Below are 22,659 nucleotides of genomic sequence, written 5' to 3'. Positions count from 1 at the left end.
CGCACGTCCGGATGGTGGGCTGCCCCCTCCCCTCCATTCCCGGCCGGCCGGTCATATCTATCCGGTCGGATGCGCCGGCCACTTGTCACGTGCAGTACATAACTTGCCATGTGCAACAGACAACTAGTCACCTGCAACGAACAACTTGCCACCTGCGACTGACAACTTGCCACCTGCGACTGACAACTTGCCACCTGCGACTGACAACTTGCCATGTGCAGCAGACAACTTGCCTCGTGCAGCAGACAACTTGCCTCGTGCAGCGACCAACTTGCCTCGTGCAGCGGCCAACTTGCCACGCGCAATGGACAACTTGCCACGCGCAGCAGACAACTTGCCACGTGCAACGGACAACTTGCCACGCGCACCGGACAACTTGCCGCGCGCAACGGACAACTTGCCACGCGCAACGGACAACTTGCCATGCGCAGCAGACAACTTGCCGCGCGCAGCAGACAACTTGCCATGCGCAACGGACAACTTGCCATGCGCAACGGACAACTTGCCATGCGCAGCAGACAACTTGCATCGCGCAACGGACAACTTGCCATGCGCAGCAGACAACTTGCATCGCGCAACGGACAACTTGCCATGCGCAACGGACAACTTGCATCGCGCAACGGACAATTTGCCACCTGCAGCGGACAGCTTGCCACGCGCAGCGCCCTCCCTCCCCTGTAGGGTGAGTATGGCGGGTCCGACGCCGATTTAGATGGTGATGGTTTCCCCTTGCTGCAGGGGGGCAGCGGCCGGCGGGGCGGTAAAGGAGTTGTAGACCAGCACGAAGAAGAGGACGACGAGGGAAACCAGCAGGAGGAAGGCGGGAGCAAGCTTCACTTTCCGCTCGCCCACATCGCGTTGCACGAAGCCGAGGACCGCAACGAGGATACCCCACCCGGCGCACATCCCACCTACGAAGAAGCCGAGGAAGGTCAGCCGCGCGTCGTCGGCCATCCCCAGGAAGAGAAGATCGGAAACCTGGGCCGAGAAGAAAATGGCGACGAGGATGAGGGCGATGCCGGTGGCTATGAACCGGAGTCCGCTCCGGACGATTACTCTGCGCATGATCCCATTATAACAACCCTCACCGCTCGGCCCAACTGACGTCTCCCACCCCTTTGCGGAGCACCTCGGGAACGTCGCCGATGAGGCTCACCACGGAGCTGACGTCGGCGGTGAGCTCGCCGCCGTCGACCACGATATCCAGCTGTTTCCCCAGATCGGCCTCCACCTGCCACGGGTGGCCGATCGGGTCCTCGCCGGAGAGGTTGGCACTGGTGGTGACGATGGGCGAACCGAGTGCCTGGACGATGGAGAGGCAGATCCTGTTGTCCGGAATCCTGATCCCCACCGTCCGTTGCTTGGTCAACAGCAGGTCGGGAACGATGGAATTCGCCTCCAGCACGAAGGTGTAGGGGCCGGGAAGGAGCCGGCGCATCAGCTTGAACGCGTAGTTGCTGACTCGTGCGTAGCGGGCGATCTCGGAGATGTCAGCGCAGATGAAGGAGAAGGGCTTCTTGCGTTCCCGTTGCTTGATAAGGTAGATCCGCTCCACGGCCTTCTTGCTGAAGATGCTGCAGCCGATGCCGTAGGTGGTGTCGGTGGGATACGCCACCACACCGTCCTTTTTCAGGGTCTCGACCACCTTCTCGATCAGCCGCGGCTGCGGGTTTTGTGGGTTGATCTCCAGCAGCATGGCTTACTCCACGGGGTTCAGCCCCAGAAGCGGCTTGTGCACGAAGCGGCCGTCCTTCTGGATCAGGATATCGTCGAACCACAGCTCACCGTCGCCAACAAGGATCTTCACCATGTCCCAGTGGACCGCCGAACGGTTGCCGTTGTCGCACTCGTCGTAGGCCTGACCGGGGGTGAAGTGGATGGAGCCGAAGATCTTTTCGTCGAAGAGGATGTTGCGCATCGGGACCCGGATGCTCGGGTTGACGCCGATGGCGAACTCGCCCACGTAGCGCGCCCCCTCGTCGGTGTCGAGGATACGGTTCAATTCGGCGTCCATCCCCGGCGAGGTGGCCTTGACGATCTTACCCTTCTCGAACTCGAGGCGGACGTTGTTGAACTCTTTCCCTTGATAGACGGTCGGGCAGTTGTAGGTGATGTACCCCTCCACCGAATCGCGCACCGGGGCCGAAAAGACTTCGCCGTCCGGGATGTTGAGGCGGCCGTCGCACTTGATGCCCGGGAGCCCCTTGAGGCTGAAGGAGAGGTTGGTATCGCTCGCGACGATGCGGACCCGGTCGGCGGCGTCCATGCACGCCTTCAGCGCGTCCTGCTTCTTCGACTCCGCCTCCCAATCCATGCAGGTGGCGGCGAACAGGTAGTCGGCGTACTCGTCGAGGCTCATGCGCGCCTCCTGGGCGGCGCCGTGGGTCGGGTAACGGGTGATCACCCAGCGGGTATGCTTGACCCTCTGGTCGATGATCGGGCGCACCTTTTTCGACCAGGCGATCATGCTGGCCTGGTTGGCCTGGGCCATGACCATGGAGTTGTCGGAGGCGGTCAGGCCGATGAAGACGGTCGCCTTCTTCATGAACTCGAGCTTGTGCTCAGGGAAGTAGGAGAGCTGCTCTTCGCTGGCCTTGTTGAAGAAGTAGCGGTTGATATCGGGAGAGGTGAACTCGTACTCGACGTAGGCCGCGCCCTTCTCGATGCAGAGGGCGTAGATCTCCTTCACCAAGGGTGCCGCCTCGAAACCGGAAGCGGAGATCAGCACGACGTCGCCCGGTTCCACCCGGGTCGAGTAGTTGACGAGAACTTCTGCTAACTGCCTGTTGCGTGGATCTTTCATGCCGCTACCCCCATCTGGTTGTTGTTGGGCTTGGGTTGACGCATAACATCTATATTTTAATGCAAGACGCAAGGGAGGTAAAGCTCATTAAAGGGAATAGCCGCGACCTTCGATAGCTCTCCCCCCCTCGCCAAAGGGGCGCCGGGGGATTGGACGTGGATGCCATGTCAAAGGCAAATCCCCCCTGTCCCCCCTTTAACAAGGGGGGAACCATTGGCAGGGTGAGGTCTTTAAGGCAAGGGTGGGTCTACCTTCCCGTATGCCCGAAGCCGCCGCTGCCGCGGCCGGTATCGCCCAGTTCCTCGACCTCCACGAAAGAAGCCCGCTCGCATTTGGCGAAGACCATCTGGGCGATCCGCTCGCCGTCTTGTACGGTGAAGGGCTCGCTCCCCAGGTTGATCAGGATCACCCCCACCTCGCCCCGGTAGTCGGCGTCGATGGTGCCGGGAGAGTTGACCAGCGCGATGCCATGGCGAAGCGCCAGCCCGCTTCTCGGCCGCACCTGCGCCTCGTACCCGGGAGGAATCTCCAGCGCGAGCCCGGTCGGAACCAGTGCGCGCTCGCCCGGTTTCAGCATGAACGGTGCATCAAGGGCGGCGTGCAGGTCGACGCCGGCGGCATGCTCGGTCTGGTAACTCGGGATGGAGGTCTCCCTGAGCTTCTTTATGCGGACGGTGAGGCTGGTCATGGAATCTCGATTCTATACGTTGATCTGCGCGGGGACGAACTGCGAGGGATTCACCCTTCCCAGCATTACCAGCGTGAGGGCTGAATTGTCGAGGATGTTGTTGGCGAGGGCCTGGATGCTCTGCGAGCTGACCGCATCGAAGCCGGCCATGATGTCGGTAAGAAGCAGCGGCGCGCCGAAGTAGATCTCGTTCTTGGCCAGGCGCGACATCCGGTTATCGCTCGACTCGAGCGACAAAAGGAGGTTCCCCTTGAGCTGGTCGCGGGCGGCGTCCAGCTGGCACAGGGTGACCGGCTCTTCCTTGAAGCGGCGAAGCTCGCGAAGCAGGATGTCCAAAAGCTCCTCGCTGTTCTCCGGGCTCGCGCCTGCGTAGACCACCAGCGACCCGGCATCGGCGTGGGAGGCGAGGTAGGAGTAAACCGAGTAAGCGAGCCCGCTCTTCTCGCGGACTTCCTGGAAGAGCCGCGAGCTCATCGAGCCGCCGAGGATGGTATTGAGGATGAATGCGTCATACCGTTCGGGCGCGTTCTGCTGTACCCCCTTGAGTCCCAGGCAGACGTGGACCTGCTCCAGGTCTTTCTCGGCGATCTCCAAGCGGCGCTCGTAAACGGGGAGCGCGGTTTCCACGCGCCCGGAGCCGGAGGGGAGCACGTGGAGGTGCTGCTCCACCAGCGAGACGAGTTCCTCGTGGGTGAGGTTACCGGCCGCCGAGACGATGATGTCGTCGCCGCGGTACATGTGCTCCTTGTACCCCACGATGGCATCCCGGGTGAGCCCGCCGACGCTTTCGGCATCGCCCAGGATCGACATCCCGAGCGGGTGCCCCATCCAGAATTGCTGATGGAAGATGTCGTGGATCAGGTCGTCCGGGGTGTCCTCCATCATGTTGATCTCCTGGAGCACCACGCGGCGTTCCTTTTCGATCTCTTCGGGGTCGAAGGTTGAATGGAGGAAGATGTCGGTCAGAAGATCGACGGCGTTGGGGAGGAACTTGTCGAGCACTTTCGCGTAGTAACAGACGTACTCGCGGCTGGTGAAGGCGTTGAGGACCCCGCCCACCGAGTCGATCTCGCGGGCGATGTCCAGGGCGCTTCTGCGTTCGGTTCCTTTGAAGAGGAGATGTTCGATGAAATGGGCGACGCCATTCAGCTCCCGCCGTTCGTGGCGGGAGCCGTTGGCGACCCAAATTCCGATGGAAACTGAGCTGGCGTACGGTATCCGCTCAGTGATTACGCGGATACCGTTTTCGAGTATGGACTTTTTTATCATGGCTAAAACTATACCGTGAAAGTCGTGAAGTGCCAGCAGGCGGGAGATTTTACTCCTCGGTGAAAGTGGCGCCCAGCGCCTCTTTACGGGAGAGCTTGATCTTGCCCTGCTTGTCGATGCCGATGCACTTGACCAGGACGCGGTCACCCTCGTTGAGGACGTCGGTGACGTTTTTCACGCGCTCGGTGTCGAGCTCGGAGATGTGGACGAGGCCGTCGGTGCCCGGGAAGATTTCGACGAAAGCGCCGAATTCCATGATCTTTTTGACGGTGCCCATGTAGAGCTTGCCTTCCTCGGCCTCGGCGGTGAGGTTACGGATCATCTTGATGGCGAGATCGCAGGCTTCCTTGTTGGTGGAAGCGATGTTGATCTTACCGGTGTCCTCGATATCGATGCTGACGCCGGTAGCCTCGGTGACCGAGCGGATGTTCTTGCCGCCGGAACCGATGACGTCGCGGATCTTGTCGACCTTGACCCAGATGGTGGTGATGCGCGGGGCGAAGGCGGAAAGATCGGTCCTCGGCTTCTCCAGGCTCTTCGCCATTTCGCCGAGGATGTGGAGACGGCCTGCTTTGGCCTGGGCGAGGGCTGCCTGCATGATCTCGCGGGTCACGCCGCCGATCTTGATGTCCATCTGCAGCGCGGTGACGCCGTCGGCGGTACCGGCCACTTTGAAGTCCATGTCGCCCAGGTGGTCCTCGTCACCGAGGATGTCGGAGAGGATGGCGAAGTCGTTGCCTTCCTTGATGAGGCCCATGGCGATACCGGCTACCGGAGCCTTGATCGGGATACCGGCGTCCATCATGGAAAGCGCACCGCCGCAGACGGTGGCCATGGAGGAGGAGCCGTTGGACTCGGTGATGTCGGAGACGATCCGGATGGTGTAGGGGAAGTCGTCATGCTTCGGGAGCACCTGCTGCAGGGCGCGCTCGGCCAGCATGCCGTGGCCGATCTCGCGGCGCCCCGGAGCCAGGCGGAAGCTGGTCTCGCCGACGGAGTACGGCGGGAAGTTGTAGTGAAGGAGGAACTTCTTCCTGGAGTCGCCGTAGAGCGAGTCGATGCGCTGCTCGTCGACCGAGGTGCCGAGGGTGGCGGCCACGATGGCCTGGGTCTCGCCGCGGGTGAAGAGGGCGGAACCGTGGGCGCGCGGGAGCAGGCTCACCTCGGTGGAAATGGCGCGGATGGTCTTGGTGTCGCGGCCGTCGATACGCTCGCCGTCCTTGATGATGTGCTCGCGGACCAGGTCGTACTCGAAGTCTTCCATGAAGGTCTTCACTTCCTTCTCGGAATCAGGGTACTCACCGGCAACGGCGGCGACGGCCTCGGCGGTGATGGCGTCGATGACGTCGTGACGCTCCATCTTGGTCTTGATGCGGACCGCTTCCTTCATCTTGTCGTAGGCGAGCGCCTTGACCTTGGCTTTCAGCTCCTCGTTAACCACCGGCGGGGCGATGACGCGCTTGGCGGTGCCGACCTTGGCGGCCAGCTCTTCCTGGGCGGCCAGGATCGGCTGCACGGCGGCGTGGCCGAAGAAGATGGCTTCCAAAAGATCGTTCTCGGAAACCTCGGCGGCCGAGCCTTCGACCATCAGGATGGCGTCCTTGCTGGCGGCGATCACGATCTCCAGGTCGCTCTTCTCTTCCTGCTCGGCGGAGGGGTTGGCGATCAGCTGACCGTCGACGCGGCCGACCTTGACGCCGGCGATCGGGCCGGCGAAAGGGACGTCGGAGACCATGAGGGCCGCGGAGGCGCCGATCATGGAGAGGATGCCCGGATCGTGGTCCTTGTCCGCCGACATGACGGTGGCCATGATCTGGGTGTCGTTCAGGAAGTTCTCCGGGAACAGCGGACGGATCGGGCGGTCGATGAGACGGCAGGTGAGGGTTTCGTTGTCGGAGGGACGCCCCTCGCGCTTGAAGAAGGAGCCGGGGATGCGGCCGCCTGCGTACGCCTTCTCCTGGTAGTTAACGGTGAGCGGGAAGAAGCCCTGCCCTTCTTTGGCGGTCTTCATAGCCACCGCGGTGACCAGCACCATGGTGTCGCCGCTTTTGATCATGACGGCGCCGCTCGCCTGCTTGGCGATCTTGCCGGTTTCTATGGTGATGGTCTTGCCGCAGCATTCTGCCTGTACTGTGTGTTGTGCCATGTTAAACGGCCTCCTGATTACGTATTGAGGTTGGTGTTGGGGCCGCCGATAAAGACGTCCTGCCGCAGCGGGCAAAACGCATTTATCCACGCCCCCAACAAAGAGAAAAGGGCACTAAGGCCCTTGCGAAAAAAAGAGGAAAGGCAATATACCCGTGGAGGTATACTGCCTTCTGTTACCTTCTGATACCGAGTTTCTCGATGATCGCTTTGTACCTGTTGACGTCTTTCTTCTTCAGATAGTCAAGCAGACCCCTTCTCTGACCGACTATCTTCAACAGACCGCGACGGCTGTGGTGATCCTTCTTGTGCACTTTAAAGTGCTCGGTGAGATACGTGATGCGCTCGGAGAGGATCGCGATCTGCACTTCCGGAGACCCGGTGTCGGAGTCATGGAGCTTATGAGCAGAGATGATATCCTGTTTCTTTTCGGTTGCCAGCATTTTCTTACACCTCCTTCCAGTTACAAAATGTTTATGTCTGCGCCGCGACAATAGAAATCGCGGAAAGATCATCATCCCCCTTGTTTAACACAAAAACAGCTACCTGTAAAGGACAATAGCTAGTTAAAGCCCCTTAACACGCGCACCGTTCTGTCACTGCTGTACTCCCCTACTGCTGCCAAGCGCTCTCCCTGATACAGTCGCACCTTTTGGCCGACAGTGAGCCAGGGAGCGGGAGCGGCGAAATCGTTCTCGCCGGGAGCGACCCCATGGGAAACCTTGCGCTCCCCCTCGCCGTTCAACGGGAGGATGGGGAGATGGGCCAGCGCCTGGTCGAGGGTGATCAGGAGCGACGCCTGGTCCTCGGCGGCGGCCAGCTCCTCGATGCCGATGGCGCGCGCCTCCTCGAACATGCCGCTCCTGAGGCGCCTGAGCGACAAAAGGTGAGCCCCGCAGCCGAGCGCCTCGCCGATGTCGTTCGCCAGCGTGCGGACGTAGGTCCCGCGCGAGCAGCGTACGGTGAAGCAGGCCTCCGGGAGCCGGATCCAGTCGAAGGTGAGCGAGTGGATCTCGACCTCGCGGGTCTCGCGCTCGATCTCCACCCCCTTGCGGGCCAGTTTGTAGAGCGGCACCCCGTCCCGCTTCAAAGCCGAGAACATGGGGGGGAGCTGGTCGAGCTTCCCGAGGAAGGTCGGCACCAGCCGTTCCAGGTCCTCAGGGGTAAGCTGCGAAGCGTCCCGCTCGGCGATTACGGTGCCGGTCAGATCCTGGGTGTCGGTGGCGATCCCGAGCTTGAGAACTGCCCGGTACTCCTTCTCCGACTCGTCCAGGAACTGGATGGCCTTGGTCCCCTCCCCCACCGCGACCGGGAGAACGCCGGTGGCGAAAGGATCCAGGGTGCCGGTATGGCCGACCTTCTTCTGCCCGATGGCGCGCCTGACCTTGGCGACCACGTCATGGGAGGAGACGCCCGCCGCCTTGTCGATCACAAAAAAACCGTCGAGCATCAGCGCATCTGTTCCAGGCGCTCGAAGACCAGCTTCTTGACCTCGGCCAGCGTCCCGTTGATGGTGCAGCCGGCGGCGTTGTGGTGCCCGCCCCCGCCGAAGGAGGCGGAAACCGCGGCGACGTTGATCTTACCCTTGGACCTGAAGCCGATCTTGAAGCTGTTCTCGTCGATCTGGCGGAAGAAGAGCGCAACTTCCACCCCCCTGATGGAGCGGGGGTAGTTGATGAAGCGGTCGGTATCCTCGGCGGTGGCGCCGGTCTTCTCGTACATGTCGAGGGTGACGGTGACCGAGGCGTACTCGCCGCTTTGGGAAATGGTCAGATCGGAAAGGGCGAGCGCCAACAGGGCGATGCGCTGGAGCGGCTCGCTCTCGTAGAGGTTCTCGTTGACGTTCCAGGCATTGACCCCCTTGCCTATCATCTCGCCGGCGATGGCGAAGGCTTCGGGAGTGGAGTTCGAGTAATGGAAGCTCCCGGTATCGCTCAGGATGGCGGTGTAGATGCAAAGGCCGGTCGGATAGTCGACCTCGTCGCCGCACTCTTTGATGATCCGGTAGATGAGCGCGGCGGTGGCGCACGCAGTCGGATCGATCACGTTGTGGACGCCGAAGTTCTCGCACCCGAGGTGATGGTCGACGTTGATGAAACGGTTGATCCGGGTGGAGGTGGTGATAGCCTTGCCGGCCCGGCGGAACTCGCCGATGTCGAGCACGAAGCAGACCTCGAAGTCGCGGTCCGGAAGCTCCGACACGACGTCCTTCGCCATGGGAAGGAACATGCAGCTGGCAGGAACCGGGTCTTGAAGATAGATGGTGACGTCCTTGCCCCGGGAAGTGAGGTAGTTGGCAAGGGCGAGGGTGGAACCGACCGCGTCCGGGTCGGGACTTTCATGGCTGGTGATCAGGAAACTGGAGTTGTTGGTAATCTCGGCCGCGATGGCCGCCATCTCAGTTTTCGTCGCCGTCATCCGTGGTCCCTATCTCCTTGAGAATCTGTTCGATATGCTGCCCGTACTCTACCGAGGTGTCGTACTTGAACAGTACCTCGGGGATGAATCTCATCATGAGCTGGTGACCGAGCTCTTTCCTGATGAATCCCTTCGCGCTGTTCAACCCGGCTTCGGTGTTCTTCTTCTCCTGGTCGGACCCGATGACGGTGAAGTAAACGGTGGCCTGGCGCATGTCGGTTGTGAGCTTGACGCCCGTGATGGTGACGAACCCGATGCGGGGATCTTTGAGCCCCTTGATCAATAGTTCGGAGATGATCTTGTGGGTCTGTTCGGCTACTTTATCTGAACGCTTAACCATTTCTTGCTTACTCTCTCAATTCCATCATTCCCCGAATATCCCCCCTTGTTAAAGGGGGGCAGGGGGGATTTGACTTAGACTAGTTCTGTGACAGGCGTAGGTCGCGTTGAACAGCTTCTCCGTGAAACGCGACATGCATCCTGATGGCCTGGCGGCCCGTCGCGTTTCATTCATCAACGCGACCTGCGGCTACGGTTACACCTGTTGCCCCCCCCTGAGGGAGAGGCAAATCCCCCTAAATCCCCCTTTGACAAGGGGGACTTGTGATGACCGGGGGATGTAGCCGACTACAGCTTGGCGGCGACCTTCTCCATCTCGTAGCACTCGATGATGTCGCCGACCTTGAGGTCGTTGTAGTTCTCGATCGACATACCGCACTCGTAGCCGGTGGCCACGTCCTTGACGTCGTCCTTGAAGCGGCGGAGGCTCGCGAGCTTCCCTTCGTGGATGACCACGTTGTCCCGCAGCAGACGGACCAGGGCGTTCCTGACGATCTTGCCGTCGGTGACGTAGGAGCCGGCGACGGTACCGTGCTTGGGCACCTGGAAGGTTTCCCTGACCTCGGCGCGGCCGAGCGCCTTCTCCCTGAAGGTCGGCTCGAGGAGCCCTTCCATGGCCTTCTTGATGTCGTCCACCGCGTCGTAGATGATGTTGTAGAGGCGGATGTCGACCCCTTCCTTCTCGGCCAGGGCCGCCGCCTTGACCTCCGGACGGACGTTGAAGCCCAAGATGATGGCGTTGGAGGCGCTGGCCAGGTTGACGTCGGTCTCGGTGATGGCGCCGACCGAGGCGTGCAGCACGTTGAGGCGGACCGCATCGGTGGTGAGCTTCTTGAGGGACTCGGCAACCGCTTCCACGGAGCCCTGCACGTCGCCCTTGACGATGGTGTTGAGATCCTTGACCTCGCCCTTCTGGATCTTCTCGTAGAGCTGCTCCAGGGAGAGCTTGCTGTTCTTGGCAAGTTCCTGCTCGCGGAGCTTCGCCTGGCGGTGGTTGGCGATCTCTTTGGCCTGCTTCTCGTCGGCCAGCGCCACGAAGACGTCGCCAGCGTCCGGTACCCCGGTGAAGCCGATGACTTCAACCGGCATGGCGGGACCGGCCGACTGGACCTTCTCGCCGCGGTTGTTCTGCATGGCGCGGACGCGGCCGTAGTGGACGCCGGCCACGAAGTAGTCGCTCCCCTTGAGGGTACCTTCCTGGACGAGGACGGTGGCCACCGGGCCGCGCCCCTTGTCGAGCTTGGCTTCGACGATGGTGCCGCGGGCCGGTTTGTCCGGGTTGGCCTTGAGCTCGAGGACATCCGCCTGGAGGAGGACCATCTCGAGGAGCTCTTCGAGGTTGATCCGCTTCTTGGCGGAGACTTCCACGAAGATGGTGTCGCCCCCCCACTCTTCCGAGACCAGGCCGAACTCCATCAGCTCCTGCTTGACCTTGCTCGGGTTGGCGTCCGGCTTGTCGATCTTGTTGATCGCGATGATGATCGGCACCCCGGCAGCCTTGGAGTGGTTGATCGCCTCGCGGGTCTGCGGCATGACGCCGTCGTCGGCGGCAACCACCAGGATGACGATGTCGGTGACCTTGGCACCCCTGGCGCGCATGGCGGTGAACGCCTCGTGGCCCGGGGTATCGAGGAAGGTGATCTTCCTGCCTTTGAGCTCGACGTCGTAGGCGCCGATGTGCTGGGTGATCCCGCCTGCCTCGCCGGCGATGACGTTGGTCTCGCGGATGGCGTCGAGGAGCGAGGTCTTACCGTGGTCGACGTGACCCATGATGGTGACGACCGGCGGACGTTTCTGGAGAGCCTCCGGTGCATCCGGCTCGGCTTCCAGCATCTCGTCCACGTCGAGCGCCACGTTTTCGATCTCGTAGCCGAAATCGGTGGCCAGGATGGTCGCGGTATCGAAATCGAGCGGGTGGTTGATGGTGGCCATGACCCCCATCTTCATCAGGGCGCGGATGAGGTCGGTAGCCTTGATCCCCATCCTCTTGGCGAGCTCGCCGACGGTGATCGACTCGCTGATCTTGATGATCCTCTTGATAGCCTTCGGCACCGTGATCTCGGTCTTCTTGCCGATCTGGACCTTCTCGACCCTCCCCTTTCTCCCTTTGCCAGAGCGGGGGCCGGGCTCGAAGATCCGCTCGCGCTTGTCGAGGAGATCCGGCTTTTTGAAGGCCTCCTTCTTCCCTTTGCCGGCAGGACCTTTCTTACCGGCCTTGGCGAAGTCGCCGCCGCCACCGCCACCGGGGGCAGGGGCTACCGGGCCCTTTCTCCCTTTGCGGCGATCGTCCAGGGCGGCGCCGGCGTCGATCGGCCCCAGGGGAGCCGGACGATCGGGACGGGTCGAGGGACCGCCAGCCGGACGCTCGCCGGGACGGCCTGCACCCGGACGCGGAGCCGGACGCTCGGTGCCGGGGCGCTCGACGCCGCGCGGCATGCCGGGGCGGGGAGCCGGACGTTCGCCGGTAGCGGGACGCTGCTGGTACTCGCGGCGCTCGTGCGGGCGCTGGGCCGGAATGGGGATCTCTACCCGGCCGAGGATCTTCGCCCTGGTTGCGGTTGCCCTTTCCTCTTCCGGTTTTGCGGCGGGAGCCGGAGCGGCGGCAGCCGGAGCCGCGGCGGAGGCGGCACCCGCCTTCGGGGCCTCGGTAGCCGGAACTTTCGCCGCGGGGGCGGCAGGAGCGGTTTCGGCCTTGGGAGCCTCGGGAGCCGGAGCCTTCGGGGGCTCGACGGCGGCCGTGGGAGCTTCCTTGACGGGCTCGGCGGCAGCCGGAGCCGGGGCCTCCTTCTCGGCCGGGGCGGACGGAGCCGGGGCAACCGGGGCGGCGGCCTTCACCACCTGCGGCGCGGCCTCGATGATGCGCGCCCGCGGAGCGGCCGGGCGCTCGATGATCTTGGCGGCCGGGGCCTCCTCGACCTTCGGTGCCGGGGCCTCCTGCGGTGCGGCATCAACCTCGGGCGGAGCTTCCGCCTGGGCGGCCTCGGGAGCCGGTTCGGCAGGCTTGGCAGGACGGCGACGGATCAGGGTCGCCTTGACCCTGACTTCCTCCTGGGAAACCTCTTTGTGGGCGGCCTGCGCAGGGGCGGTCAGTGCCTTCACATCGGCATCATCAATAACAGCCATGTGGGTCTTGACGTCGCGACCCATTTCTGCCAGCCGCGCCATGACCTCCTTGTTATCGACCCCCAACTGCTGAGCTATTTCATATACGCGTTTGCTCATCTACTCACGCTCCTCCTCAAAGAAGTTCCTGTACTTTTCAATTTCCGAACTTATAGACGCCACGAACCCGCTCTGCAGAACCAGAGCCACCGTCCGCATCTCTTTTCCCACCAGGGCCCCCATCCGCTCCTTGTCGAAGAGCGAGATGACCGGAATCCCTTTAGCCTTGGCCGATCCCCGGAACCTCTCGCCGATGTCGGCCGAGATGTCGGTGGCCACGAAGAGGACGCCACCCTCCCCTTTTTTCAACCGCTCGGAGACCTGGTCCGATCCCGAGACGATCTTTGCTCCCTTGTTGGCCAGGGAGATGTAGGAGGCGATCCGTTCCACGAGCCGCTCCCCCACCTGCTTGACCAGCGCCTCGGCATCGGCGCCGAGCACCTCGCCCTTGAAGCCCCGGGCGAACTGCTTTTTCTGGACGGCGAGCCGCACACAGCCCGCCTTCATGCAGGTGTACGCGCCGCGCCCGGGAAGCTTTTGCTGCAGGTCCGGTACCAGGGTCCGGTCCGGGGCCAGCACAAAGCGGAGCAGGCTCCCCTTGTCCTTGGGCTCCCGGCAGGCCAGGCAGCTTCTCTCGGGAGTGGCCTTGGGCATGGTGTCTAGAAGTTCTCCTCGCCTTCGACGGCTTCCACCGGAGCGGCTTCGGCCGGAGCCTCGGCGGGCTCCTCTTCTTCGGAGGCACTCCCGTCATAGGAGGCGAACTGCTGCAGCTCGGCCTCGGCCATGCGGGTTTCGCTCTTGATATCGATCCTCCAGCCGGTCAGCTTGGCTGCCAGACGGACGTTCTGGCCGCGCTTGCCGATGGCCAGCGAAAGCTGGTCGTCGGCCACGATGACCTCCATGGCCTGATCTTCGTCGTCTACGTACACCTTGGTCACCACGGCCGGAGCCAGGGCGTTGCAGGCGAAGCGGGCGATGTCATCGGACCAGGGGATGATGTCGATCTTCTCGCCGCGCAGCTCGGAGACCACGTTCTGAACGCGGGAGCCGCGCATACCGACGCAGGCGCCGACCGGGTCGACGTCGGAGTCGTGCGAGTAGACGGCAATCTTGGCGCGCCCGCCCGGCTCGCGGACGACGCTCTTGATCTCCACGATCCCTTCGGCGATCTCCGGGACCTCGGCCTCGAACAGCTTGGCGAGCATCATCGGATGGGTGCGGGAGAGCATGATCTGCGGCCCCTTGGTGGTCATGCGGATCTCGGTGATGACCGCCTTCACGCGGTCGCCCTGACGGTACACCTCGCGGGGAGCCTGCTCCTTGTGGGGCAGCAGCGCCTCGGCGCGGCCGAGGTCGACGATCAGGTCGCCCTTCTCGAAACGGCGCACCACTCCATTGACGATCTCCATGATCCTTTCCTGGAACTCGTTGAAGATGGTCTCGCGCTCGGCCTCGCGCACCCTCTGGATGATTACCTGCTTGGCGGTCTGGGCGGCGATGCGGGAGAAGCCGCTGGCATCCATCTTCATGCCGATGGAGTCGCCGATCTCGACCTCCGGGTCCTCCTCGCGCGCCTCGTCCAGCTCGATCTCGCGATAGGAATCCTGAACCTCTTCTACGACGGTAACGAACTCAAACAGCTCAACTTCCCCGATTTCGGGGTTGTAGTGAGCCTCCAGATCGCGGGTATTGCGGAATTTCTTATTGGCGGCGGTCAACACGGCCTGTTCCAAAGCCTCGACCACGATGGCCTTGTCGATTCCCTTTTCCTTAACGATCTGGTCAATCGTATGCTTGAGGTTAAAGCTCGTCTCCACGTCAATCTCCTTGTCAATCGAACTATGTATCTGTCAGTTTTTTAGAATTCGAATTCGAGGTTCGCCTTGGCCACCTTGTCCAGCGGGATGGTAGCATCCTGGCCTTCCTTGAGATGCACGGTGATGGCGTTGTCCTGAACCCCGGTGAGCGTCCCCAGGAAGGTCTTGCGCTTGTTCCCGGCGGCATCGGCCAGGACCTCGAAGGTCTTCACCTTGATGAGCTTTCCCTGGAAGCGCTGGTAGTCGGCCACCTTCTTCAGAGGCCGGCAGATTCCCGGGGAGGAGACTTCCAGGGCGTAGTTCTCCGCGACGAAGTCTTCGACGTCGAGGATGTCGGAGAGCTGGCGGCTGACCTCGGAGCAGTCGTCGAGGGAAACGCCCCCATCCAGCCTCTCGATGAAAAGCCGGAGCACCATGTCGCGCCCTTCCCGTTTGTACTCCACGTCCACCAGCGCCATTCCCATCGGGGAAAGGATCTCGCCGGCGATTTCACTCACTCTTTCCACTACGTCGACTTTGGCCATCTTATGAATTTTCCCAATAAAAAAAGTGAGCCGGAGGAGCTCACTTTTGAGTGAACATTAACATGTGACCCAATGTTTAACACGTACTCCTCTCATATGCAAGTTCTTTTTTTCAAAAACATACCGATTTCGGGACGTTCCGCGATGTTGCCCGCCCTTCGCACACCGGTCAAAAGTACCCCTCAACGACTATGCCGTAGGCGTCCCGGCGAGATATTGAGAAACTTTTACAAAATATTTTTTCCCGCCAATGAAAGCCACCTTTGCCACCCTCCTCGTTTCCGCCTCCTGCGCTGATACAGTGGCGGCCGGAATGCTTGCGCTCTCACTCTGGCACGCTAGTGCTTCACATTTTATCCGTTAGCTGGTATATATTGTCGTTGCCCAAAAGCTGGCAAAACCACCTCCGAGAAGAGAGAGAACAGACATGAAATACATCAGTACCCGGGGAAAGATCGAACCGATCGGATTCAAAGATGCCGTCATGATGGGATTGGCCACCGACGGGGGACTCATCCTCCCCGAGAGCATTCCGCAGATCGGCCGGGAGACCCTTGCCGCCTGGGCCAAGCTCCCCTACCGCGAGCTCGCGTTCAACGTGATCTCCCTCTTCGCGACCGACATTCCCAAGGAGGACCTGAAGGCCCTCATCGACCGCTCCTACGCCACCTTCGAGCACCAGGAGACCACTCCGGTGGTGAAAAAGGACGGCGTCTATATCCTCGAACTGTTTCACGGCCCTACCTTCGCCTTCAAAGACGTCGCCCTGCAGCTGCTCGGGAACCTTTTCGAATACCTGCTGAAAGAACGCGGCGAGAAGATGAACATCCTGGGCGCCACCTCCGGCGACACCGGGAGTGCGGCCATCGCCGGCGTCAGGGGCAAAGACAACATCAACATCTTCATCCTGCACCCGCACCTGAAAACCTCGCCGATCCAGGCGCTGCAGATGACCACCGTGCTGGATGACAACGTCCACAACGTCGCCGTCAAGGGGACCTTCGACGACTGCCAGGACATCGTCAAGCAGCTCTTCAACGATCTCGAGTTCAAGAAGGAATACTCACTGGGAGCGGTGAACTCCATCAACTGGGCCCGGGTACTGGCACAGGTGGTTTACTACTTCTATGCCTGGGGACGGCTGCCGGAGCAGGAGAGTGTGGTATTCTCCGTACCCACCGGCAACTTCGGCGATATCTTCGCAGGGTACGTGGCAAAGAGAATGGGCCTTCCGGTAGAGAAGCTGCTCCTTGCCACCAACGAGAACAACATCCTCACCCGCTTCGTGGCCAAGGGCGATTATTCTCTGGGCGAGGTAGTGCAGACCGTTTCGCCGTCGATGGACATCCAGCTCGCCTCCAACCTGGAGCGTTACCTGTACTATCTCTTCAACGAGAACCCGGCCCGCGTGCGCGAGGCTTTCGCCGAGCTGCAGAAGAGCGGCAAGATCGTCTTCAGCGAAGCCGAGGTAAAACGGGTGCAGGAAGAATTCCTGACCTGTTCGGTGGACGAGCAGATGACCCTGGAGACCATCGCCTCCTTCAACAAGGAGACCGGCTACCTCCTCGACCCGCACACGGCGGTGGGGGTGCGTGGCGCGCTCGAGTGCGCGAAGGGGCACCCGCGGGTAATTTGCCTCGCCACCGCCCATCCGGCCAAGTTCGGTGATGCCGTCGAGAAGGCCATCGGCACTCCCCCGCCGCTTCCTCCGGCCCTGGCCGCTCTGGCCGGCAAAGAGAGCCGCTGCGAAATCATGGAAGCCGACCGCGAAAAGGTGAAGCGCTTCGTGCAGGGAAACGCATAGGCCACCCTTGCCGGCTCTCTCCACCTTGAACCCTCTTTCCCTCCCCACTGGAGGGGGAGGGTCAGGGTGGGGGGGACGCCGGTTTCGGCACTTCGTGGAAACCTCCCCCACCCCCTTGCCCCCTCCCTCTAGGGGAGGGGGTAGCTCAAGGCCCCCCTTATGAAGATTGACTGGACGCTCATCGACACCGTGCTTCTCGACATGGACGGGACCCTTCTCGACCGGCATTTCGACGACCACTTCTGGATCGACCACGTCCCCATGCGCTACGCGGAAAAACACGGCATGACGGTTGCCGCCGCCAAAGAGCGCTGTCACGCCATGTTCCGATCCCAGGAGAACACCCTCAACTGGACCGATCTCGACTACTGGTCGGATCAGCTGGGTCTCGACATTCCGGTCTTGAAGGAAGAGGTCAACCACCTCATCGCCGTCCATCCCTTCGTCATGGAGTTCCTTCTGTACCTGCGTCAGCACGGCAAAGGTATTCACCTCGTCACCAACGCCCACGGCAAGACCCTCGATCTCAAGATGCGCCGGACCAAGATCGGTCCCTACTTCGACAGCATCGTCTCCGCCCACGACCTCGGTCTCCCCAAGGAGGATCCGGCGTTTTGGGGAAAGCTCCAGGAGAAGATCACCTTCATCCCCGAGCGCACCATGCTCGGCGAAGATAGCGAGACCAACCTGGAGACTGCCCGGCAGTACGGGATCGAGTACCTCATCCACGTTGGCCGCTTCAGCTCCCAATCCCCCGTTGCTGTTTCTCAACGCTTCACCACCATTCACTACTTCAGCGAGCTCATCCCCCGCGACGGCGGTAGCCGCGTCGAGATCTGATACCGGTCACCCCATCCTCCCCCTGTCCCTCCCCTTGAAGGGGAGGGTACCTGATGCCGGCTTATTCCCCTTTCACCCGTGCTTACTCTCCCTCCCCTTCAAGGGGAGGGCTGGGGTGAGGATGGGGCCTCCCTTCCTTGACAGTACCCACCCCTTCGATTACTATCCAAGGGCCTTCATCCAATTCAATTCCCTAATATCATTCAGGAGAGCACCATGCTAAGCGACCTTTTGTGGGACACCACCCCCCTTTATCCCTCCGCCACCTCCCCGGAGCTCACCGACGACTTTGAGAAAGGAAGTGCCCAGGTAACGTCCTTCCGCGAGCGCTACCGCGGCAAGATGGCTACCCTTTCGCCGGACGCCCTCCTGGAGGCAATCCGGGAATACGAAGCCATCAACGAACTGCTGGCCAAGCCCCAGCTTTACGCCCATCTCCTCTTCGCCGCCGACAGCGAAAGCGATGAAAACAAGCGCCTCTCCCAGAAGGCTTCCGAGTTCGGGAACCTGATGGGGCGCGAGCTCATCTTCTTCGATCTCGAACTGATCCAGATGGAGGACGAACCGTATAAGGCGCTGGTCGAGGCTCCCCAGCTCGCCGGCTATCGTCACTTCCTCGAGGCACTCAGGAAGTTCAAGAAACATACACTCTCCGAACGCGAGGAGAGCCTTCTCTCCCAGAAGGGCCTTACCGGCGTCCAGGCATTCAGCCGCCTGTTCGACGAGGTGTCGGCATCACTAAGGTACGAACTGGAGCTGGACGGGGAGAAACAGGAACTGACTGGCGAAGAGGTGCTTGCTCTTCTTCACCATCCGGACGCTGCTGTGAGGGAGCGTGCCTTCAGTACCTTCCTGAACAAGCACCAGGAGCACGAAATACTTTTTTCCGCCGTCTTCAACAATGCGGCGCTCGATCACTCACAGGACATGGAGCTGAGAAGCTACGGGCACCCGATGGAACCGACCAACCTCGGCAACGAGATTCCCACCGAGGTGGTCGAGAGCCTGATGAATGTCTCGGAGCAGAACTATCCGCTGGCCCAGGAGTATTTCAGGCTGAAGGCGCAGCTTCTCGGGATGCCGAAACTGAAGAACTGCGACGTCTATGCGCCGCTCTCCGATAGCGGGAAGAAGTACACCTTCGAGGAAGCCCGCAGCATGACCGTGGAGGCCTACCGCGGCTTCTCCGAAGAGTTCGCCCAGATGGCCGACTCCTTCTTCGCCGACCGCCGGGTGGACGCCATGCCCCGCCCCGGCAAGAGCGGCGGCGCCTTCTGCATGGGGATGACGCCGCACCTCGACCCCTATCTCCTTTTGAACTTCACCGGAAACCTGCGCGACGTCTCGACCATCGCACACGAGGTGGGCCACGGCATCCACTTCATGCTCGCCCAGCGCCAGACCATGCTGAACTACCACATGCCGCTGCCGCTGGCGGAAACGGCGTCCGTGTTCGGGGAGATGCTTCTTACCCGGCAGCTGCTGGAGAACGAGACCGACAAGGAAGTGAAGAAATCGCTTCTTTGCGCGAAGATCGAGGACATCATCGCCACCACCTTCAGGCAGAACGTTCTCACCCGCTTCGAAGAGAAGATGCACCTCGACCGGAAGAATGGGCTTTTGACCGCCAATGAGCTCAGCGACATCTGGTGGAACGAGAATGCCAAGCTCTATGGCGACTCCGTCGAGATGATCCAGCCGTACCGCTACGGGTGGAGCTACATCTCGCACTTCATCCACGCCCGTTTCTATTGCTACTCGTACACCTTCGCCGAGCTGCTGGTGCTCTCCCTCTACCAGCTCTACCTGAAGGAGCGCGATAAGTTCATCCCGATCTACCGCGACATCCTGGCCGACGGCGGCTCCCGCACCCCGGCCGACACCCTCGCCCCCGCCGGCATCGACCTCACCAACCCCGGCTTCTGGCAGGGCGGCTACGACCTGCTCAAAGACCTCATCGAGGAGCTGAAGAAGCTGGTTTAGGGGCGTTGCGCCGAAAACTGAAAGGCCCGCCGGGGTTCCGGTGGGCCTTTTTATTGTCACCACTTCTTCCCTTTACCGCCCCGAACAGAAAAAGGCCCGCCGGGAAACCGGCGGGCCTTTTTATTACTGCGAGTCCAGCGACGAATTACATCTCGTCGAACTGGAGGTACTTGTACACGGTTTCCTTGTTGGGCTCGACCTTCTCCTTGTAGACGGCCAGGTACTCGGCCGGGGTCGGGAGCTTGCCCAGGTTGACGGTGACGGCACCGAGCTCGGCGGAGCCGAGGAATACCTTGGCGCCATTGCCGATCCTGTCATCGAAGTTACGGGTCGAGGTGGAGAACATGTTCACCCCGTCGGGCACGCGAGCCTGGTTACCCATGCAGAGCGAGCAGCCGGCAATCTCCACGCGGGCGCCCATGGCGCTGTACACGGAGAAGTATGCCTCGTCCTTGAGCTTCGCCTGATCCATGCGGGTCGGCGGGCAGATCCAGGTGCGGACGTTCGGGTTGAACTTCTGGCCTCTCCAGATCTCGCCGGCGGCGCGGAAGTGGCCGATGTTGGTCATGCAGGAACCGAGGAAGACGTCCTGGATCGGGGTGCCGGCCACGTCGGAGAGGAGCTTGACGTCGTCCGGGTCGTTCGGGCAAGCGAGGATCGGCTCGGTGATCTCGGCGAGATCGATCTCGATGACGGCGGCGTACTCGGCGTTGGCGTCGGCGGCGAGGAGCTTCGGTGCTTTCAGCCACTCGTTGACGGCGTCGATGCGGTTCTGCAGGGTCTGGGCATCCTGGTAGCCGTCGGCGATCATCTGCTTCATGAGGGCCACGTTGGAGCGGAGGTAGGTAGCTACCGACTCCTCGGAGAGCTTGATGCAGCCGGCGGCGGCGGAGCGCTCGGCGGCGGCGTCGGTCAGCTCGAAAGCCTGCTCGACGGAGAGATTCGGAAGGCCTTCCATCTCGAGGATGCGGCCATTGAAGATGTTGACCTTGTTCTTCTTGGGAACGGTCAAGAGGCCCTGCTTGATGGCCCAGAACGGGATGGCGTTCACGGCGTCACGCAGGGTGATGCCCGGGTTGAACTGGCCTTTGAAACGGACCAGGACGGACTCCGGCATGTCGAGCGGCATGAAGCCGAGGGCGCCGGCGAAGGCGACCAGGCCGGAACCGGCCGGGAAGGAGATCCCGATCGGGAAACGGGTGTGGGAGTCGCCACCGGTACCGACGGTGTCCGGAACCAGCAGACGGTTCAGCCAGGAGTGGATGACGCCGTCGCCCGGCTTCAGCGGCACGCCGCCACGCTCGATGATGAACTGCGGCAGGGTCTTGTGCATCTTGACGTCGGCCGGTTTCGGGTAAGCGGCGGTGTGGCAGAAGGACTGCATGAACATCGGAGCCAGGAACTTCAGGCAGGCGAGTTCTTTCAGTTCGTCGGCGGTCATCGGGCCGGTGGTGTCCTGGGAACCGACGGTGGTCATCTTCGGCTCGCACGCGGTGCCCGGGAGAACACCCTCGACGCCGCAGGCCTTGCCGACCATCTTCTGGGCCAGCGAGTAGCCCTGGCCAGCTTTGGGAACCGGGTTGACCGGCAGGGTGAATGCTTCGGTGGGGCCCATGCCGAGGGCCTTGCGGGCGCGGTCGGTAAGGGCGCGGCCGATGATCAGCGGGATACGGCCGCCGGCGCGGTACTCGTCAAAGAGGGTGTTGGGAGCCACGGTGAAGGTGGAGAGCACCTCGCCCGCTTCGCTCCTGACTTCGCCCTTCTTGGAGTCGATCACGATGACGTCGCCGGTCTTCATCTTGGTCACGTCGGTCTTGATCGGGAATGCGCCGGAGTCCTGGGCGGTGTTGAAGAAGATCGGGGCGATGACGCCGCCGATGATGATGCCGTTACGGCGCTTGTTCGGGACGGCCGGGATGTCCTCGCCGATGTGCCAGAGCACGCTGTTGCAGGCGGACTTCCTGGAGGAACCGGTACCGACCACGTCGCCCACGAACGCGACCTGGAAGCCGTCGGCGCGGAACTTGGCGATGTCGGCGTTCCCCTGGGGGAAGCGGGTCTTGCCCATGGCGAGCGCGTGCAGCGGGATGTCCGGGCGGCTCCAGGCGTCGCCTGCCGGGGAGAAGTCGTCGGTGTTGATCTCGCCGTCGACCTTGTAGACCTTGACCTTCACGATCTCGGCCAGGCCCGGCTTGGAGGTGAACCATTCGGCGTTGGCCCAGGATTTCAGGACGGTCATGGCAGCGGCGCTGGTCTTGGAGAGAGCGACCACTTCGTCGAAGGCGTCGTACACGAGGGTGGTGCCGCAGAGGGCTTTGACAGCCTCGTCGGCCAGTTCGGCGTCTTTCAGGGCGGCAACCAGCGGGGCCACGTTGTAGCCACCCAGCATGGTGCCGAGGATCTGCACGGCCTCTTTCTTGGAGACCAGCGGGGACTTCTTGGTGCCAGCCACGATCTGGCCAAGGAAGGCAGCCTTCACTTCGGCAGCCGGGTCAACACCCGGGGAAACCCTCTCTTTAAGGAGGTTGAGGAGGAAGGCCTCTTTGCCCGCAGGCGGGGCTTCCAACAGTTTGCACATCTCGGCGGTCTGCTCCGGGTCCAGCGGTTTGGCCGGAATGCCAAGAGCATTTCTTTCTGCTTCTTGCTTCAAGTATGCTTCGATCATGATCCCTCCTCAGAAATTGTTCTGCTATTTTCGGTGGTTATGGGGAAACTACGGATAAGACATCGTAGATTGGAACGGATACTGTATACAGTTTTTACCCCTGTTTGTCAATTATGGAATTGGGGAAATATGGGAAATTTCTAGGCAAGGATCTACGGCGGATACTCACAACGTTTCGCGCTAGGCCAACCCGATGGCCGAG

The 22,659-nt window shown here is 61.7% G+C and carries 19 protein-coding genes; 4 read left to right on the top strand and 15 right to left on the bottom strand.

The features are described 5' to 3' along the window. Nucleotides 1-213 precede the first annotated feature (213 nt). Entirely contained in the window at nucleotides 214-681 is a 468-nt protein-coding gene (locus L4X63_RS10670) for a hypothetical protein (RefSeq protein ID WP_250678611.1), read from the top strand. A 27-nt stretch (nucleotides 682-708) separates the two neighbouring features. On the opposite strand, the gene L4X63_RS10665 is transcribed toward L4X63_RS10670, so the two are convergent. From L4X63_RS10665 to rimP, 14 genes are all read right to left on the bottom strand, one after another. Beyond that, nucleotides 709-1,065, bottom strand: coding sequence for a hypothetical protein (locus L4X63_RS10665; protein ID WP_250678610.1), 357 nt, complete (start codon nucleotides 1,063-1,065; stop codon nucleotides 709-711). Between the two features lie 19 nt (nucleotides 1,066-1,084). Next, complete coding sequence (locus L4X63_RS10660) at nucleotides 1,085-1,696, bottom strand: L-threonylcarbamoyladenylate synthase (RefSeq protein WP_250678609.1); 612 nt, start codon at nucleotides 1,694-1,696, stop codon at nucleotides 1,085-1,087. A 3-nt stretch (nucleotides 1,697-1,699) separates the two neighbouring features. Further along, entirely contained in the window at nucleotides 1,700-2,803 is a 1,104-nt protein-coding gene (locus tag L4X63_RS10655) for an aminopeptidase (RefSeq protein ID WP_250678608.1), read from the bottom strand. Between the two features lie 247 nt (nucleotides 2,804-3,050). Next, nucleotides 3,051-3,491, bottom strand: a complete 441-nt coding sequence (gene dut / locus L4X63_RS10650; protein WP_250678607.1) for a dUTP diphosphatase — start codon at nucleotides 3,489-3,491, stop codon at nucleotides 3,051-3,053. A gap of 12 nt (nucleotides 3,492-3,503) precedes the next feature. Further along, a complete protein-coding gene (locus L4X63_RS10645) occupies nucleotides 3,504-4,760 on the bottom strand; it encodes a M16 family metallopeptidase (protein WP_250678606.1) in 1,257 nt (418 codons plus the stop codon). 49 nt (nucleotides 4,761-4,809) lie between these two features. Then, on the bottom strand, nucleotides 4,810-6,906 hold the full coding sequence (pnp, locus tag L4X63_RS10640; RefSeq protein ID WP_250678605.1) for a polyribonucleotide nucleotidyltransferase: 2,097 nt from the start codon (nucleotides 6,904-6,906) through the stop codon (nucleotides 4,810-4,812). 175 nt (nucleotides 6,907-7,081) lie between these two features. Continuing rightward, nucleotides 7,082-7,348 (bottom strand): 30S ribosomal protein S15, encoded by a 267-nt coding sequence (rpsO, locus tag L4X63_RS10635; RefSeq protein WP_250678604.1) that lies wholly within the window; start codon nucleotides 7,346-7,348, stop codon nucleotides 7,082-7,084. A gap of 119 nt (nucleotides 7,349-7,467) precedes the next feature. Next, on the bottom strand, nucleotides 7,468-8,355 hold the full coding sequence (gene truB, locus L4X63_RS10630; RefSeq protein ID WP_250678603.1) for a tRNA pseudouridine(55) synthase TruB: 888 nt from the start codon (nucleotides 8,353-8,355) through the stop codon (nucleotides 7,468-7,470). Continuing rightward, nucleotides 8,355-9,323 (bottom strand): DHH family phosphoesterase, encoded by a 969-nt coding sequence (locus tag L4X63_RS10625; protein ID WP_250678602.1) that lies wholly within the window; start codon nucleotides 9,321-9,323, stop codon nucleotides 8,355-8,357. Before L4X63_RS10625 ends, truB begins: the two co-directional genes overlap by 1 nt. Then, on the bottom strand, nucleotides 9,304-9,663 hold the full coding sequence (locus L4X63_RS10620; RefSeq protein WP_250678601.1) for a ribosome-binding factor A: 360 nt from the start codon (nucleotides 9,661-9,663) through the stop codon (nucleotides 9,304-9,306). Before L4X63_RS10620 ends, L4X63_RS10625 begins: the two co-directional genes overlap by 20 nt. A gap of 287 nt (nucleotides 9,664-9,950) precedes the next feature. After that, the gene (gene infB, locus L4X63_RS10615) at nucleotides 9,951-12,884 is read right to left on the bottom strand and encodes a translation initiation factor IF-2 (protein WP_250678600.1); all 2,934 of its coding nucleotides are present in this window, start codon (nucleotides 12,882-12,884) and stop codon (nucleotides 9,951-9,953) included. Next, entirely contained in the window at nucleotides 12,885-13,478 is a 594-nt protein-coding gene (locus tag L4X63_RS10610; RefSeq protein ID WP_250678599.1) for a DUF448 domain-containing protein, read from the bottom strand. A 5-nt stretch (nucleotides 13,479-13,483) separates the two neighbouring features. Continuing rightward, complete coding sequence (gene nusA, locus L4X63_RS10605) at nucleotides 13,484-14,641, bottom strand: transcription termination factor NusA (RefSeq protein WP_250678598.1); 1,158 nt, start codon at nucleotides 14,639-14,641, stop codon at nucleotides 13,484-13,486. Between the two features lie 41 nt (nucleotides 14,642-14,682). Further along, nucleotides 14,683-15,165, bottom strand: a complete 483-nt coding sequence (gene rimP / locus L4X63_RS10600; protein WP_250678597.1) for a ribosome maturation factor RimP — start codon at nucleotides 15,163-15,165, stop codon at nucleotides 14,683-14,685. Between the two features lie 427 nt (nucleotides 15,166-15,592). Here rimP and thrC point away from each other — a divergent pair, with 427 nt between their 5' ends. The 3 genes from thrC to L4X63_RS10585 all read left to right on the top strand — a co-directional run bounded on the left by thrC (nucleotide 15,593) and on the right by L4X63_RS10585 (nucleotide 19,792). Then, entirely contained in the window at nucleotides 15,593-16,969 is a 1,377-nt protein-coding gene (gene thrC, locus L4X63_RS10595) for a threonine synthase (RefSeq protein WP_250678596.1), read from the top strand. Nucleotides 16,970-17,128: 159 nt separating this feature from the next. After that, the gene (locus L4X63_RS10590; RefSeq protein ID WP_250678595.1) at nucleotides 17,129-17,809 is read left to right on the top strand and encodes an HAD-IA family hydrolase; all 681 of its coding nucleotides are present in this window, start codon (nucleotides 17,129-17,131) and stop codon (nucleotides 17,807-17,809) included. Nucleotides 17,810-18,025: 216 nt separating this feature from the next. Continuing rightward, the gene (locus tag L4X63_RS10585) at nucleotides 18,026-19,792 is read left to right on the top strand and encodes a M3 family oligoendopeptidase (RefSeq protein WP_250678594.1); all 1,767 of its coding nucleotides are present in this window, start codon (nucleotides 18,026-18,028) and stop codon (nucleotides 19,790-19,792) included. A 145-nt stretch (nucleotides 19,793-19,937) separates the two neighbouring features. Here the strand turns inward: L4X63_RS10585 and acnB are convergent, their stop codons facing one another. Continuing rightward, the gene (gene acnB / locus L4X63_RS10580; RefSeq protein WP_250678593.1) at nucleotides 19,938-22,457 is read right to left on the bottom strand and encodes a bifunctional aconitate hydratase 2/2-methylisocitrate dehydratase; all 2,520 of its coding nucleotides are present in this window, start codon (nucleotides 22,455-22,457) and stop codon (nucleotides 19,938-19,940) included. Nucleotides 22,458-22,659: the final 202 nt, after the last annotated feature.

The sequence above is a fragment of the Geomonas sp. Red32 genome, from assembly GCF_023652955.1.
Classification (GTDB): Bacteria; Desulfobacterota; Desulfuromonadia; order Geobacterales; family Geobacteraceae; genus Geomonas.
Note: the sequence above shows the minus strand (reverse complement) of the source record. Positions and strands in the feature narration are given on the sequence as shown.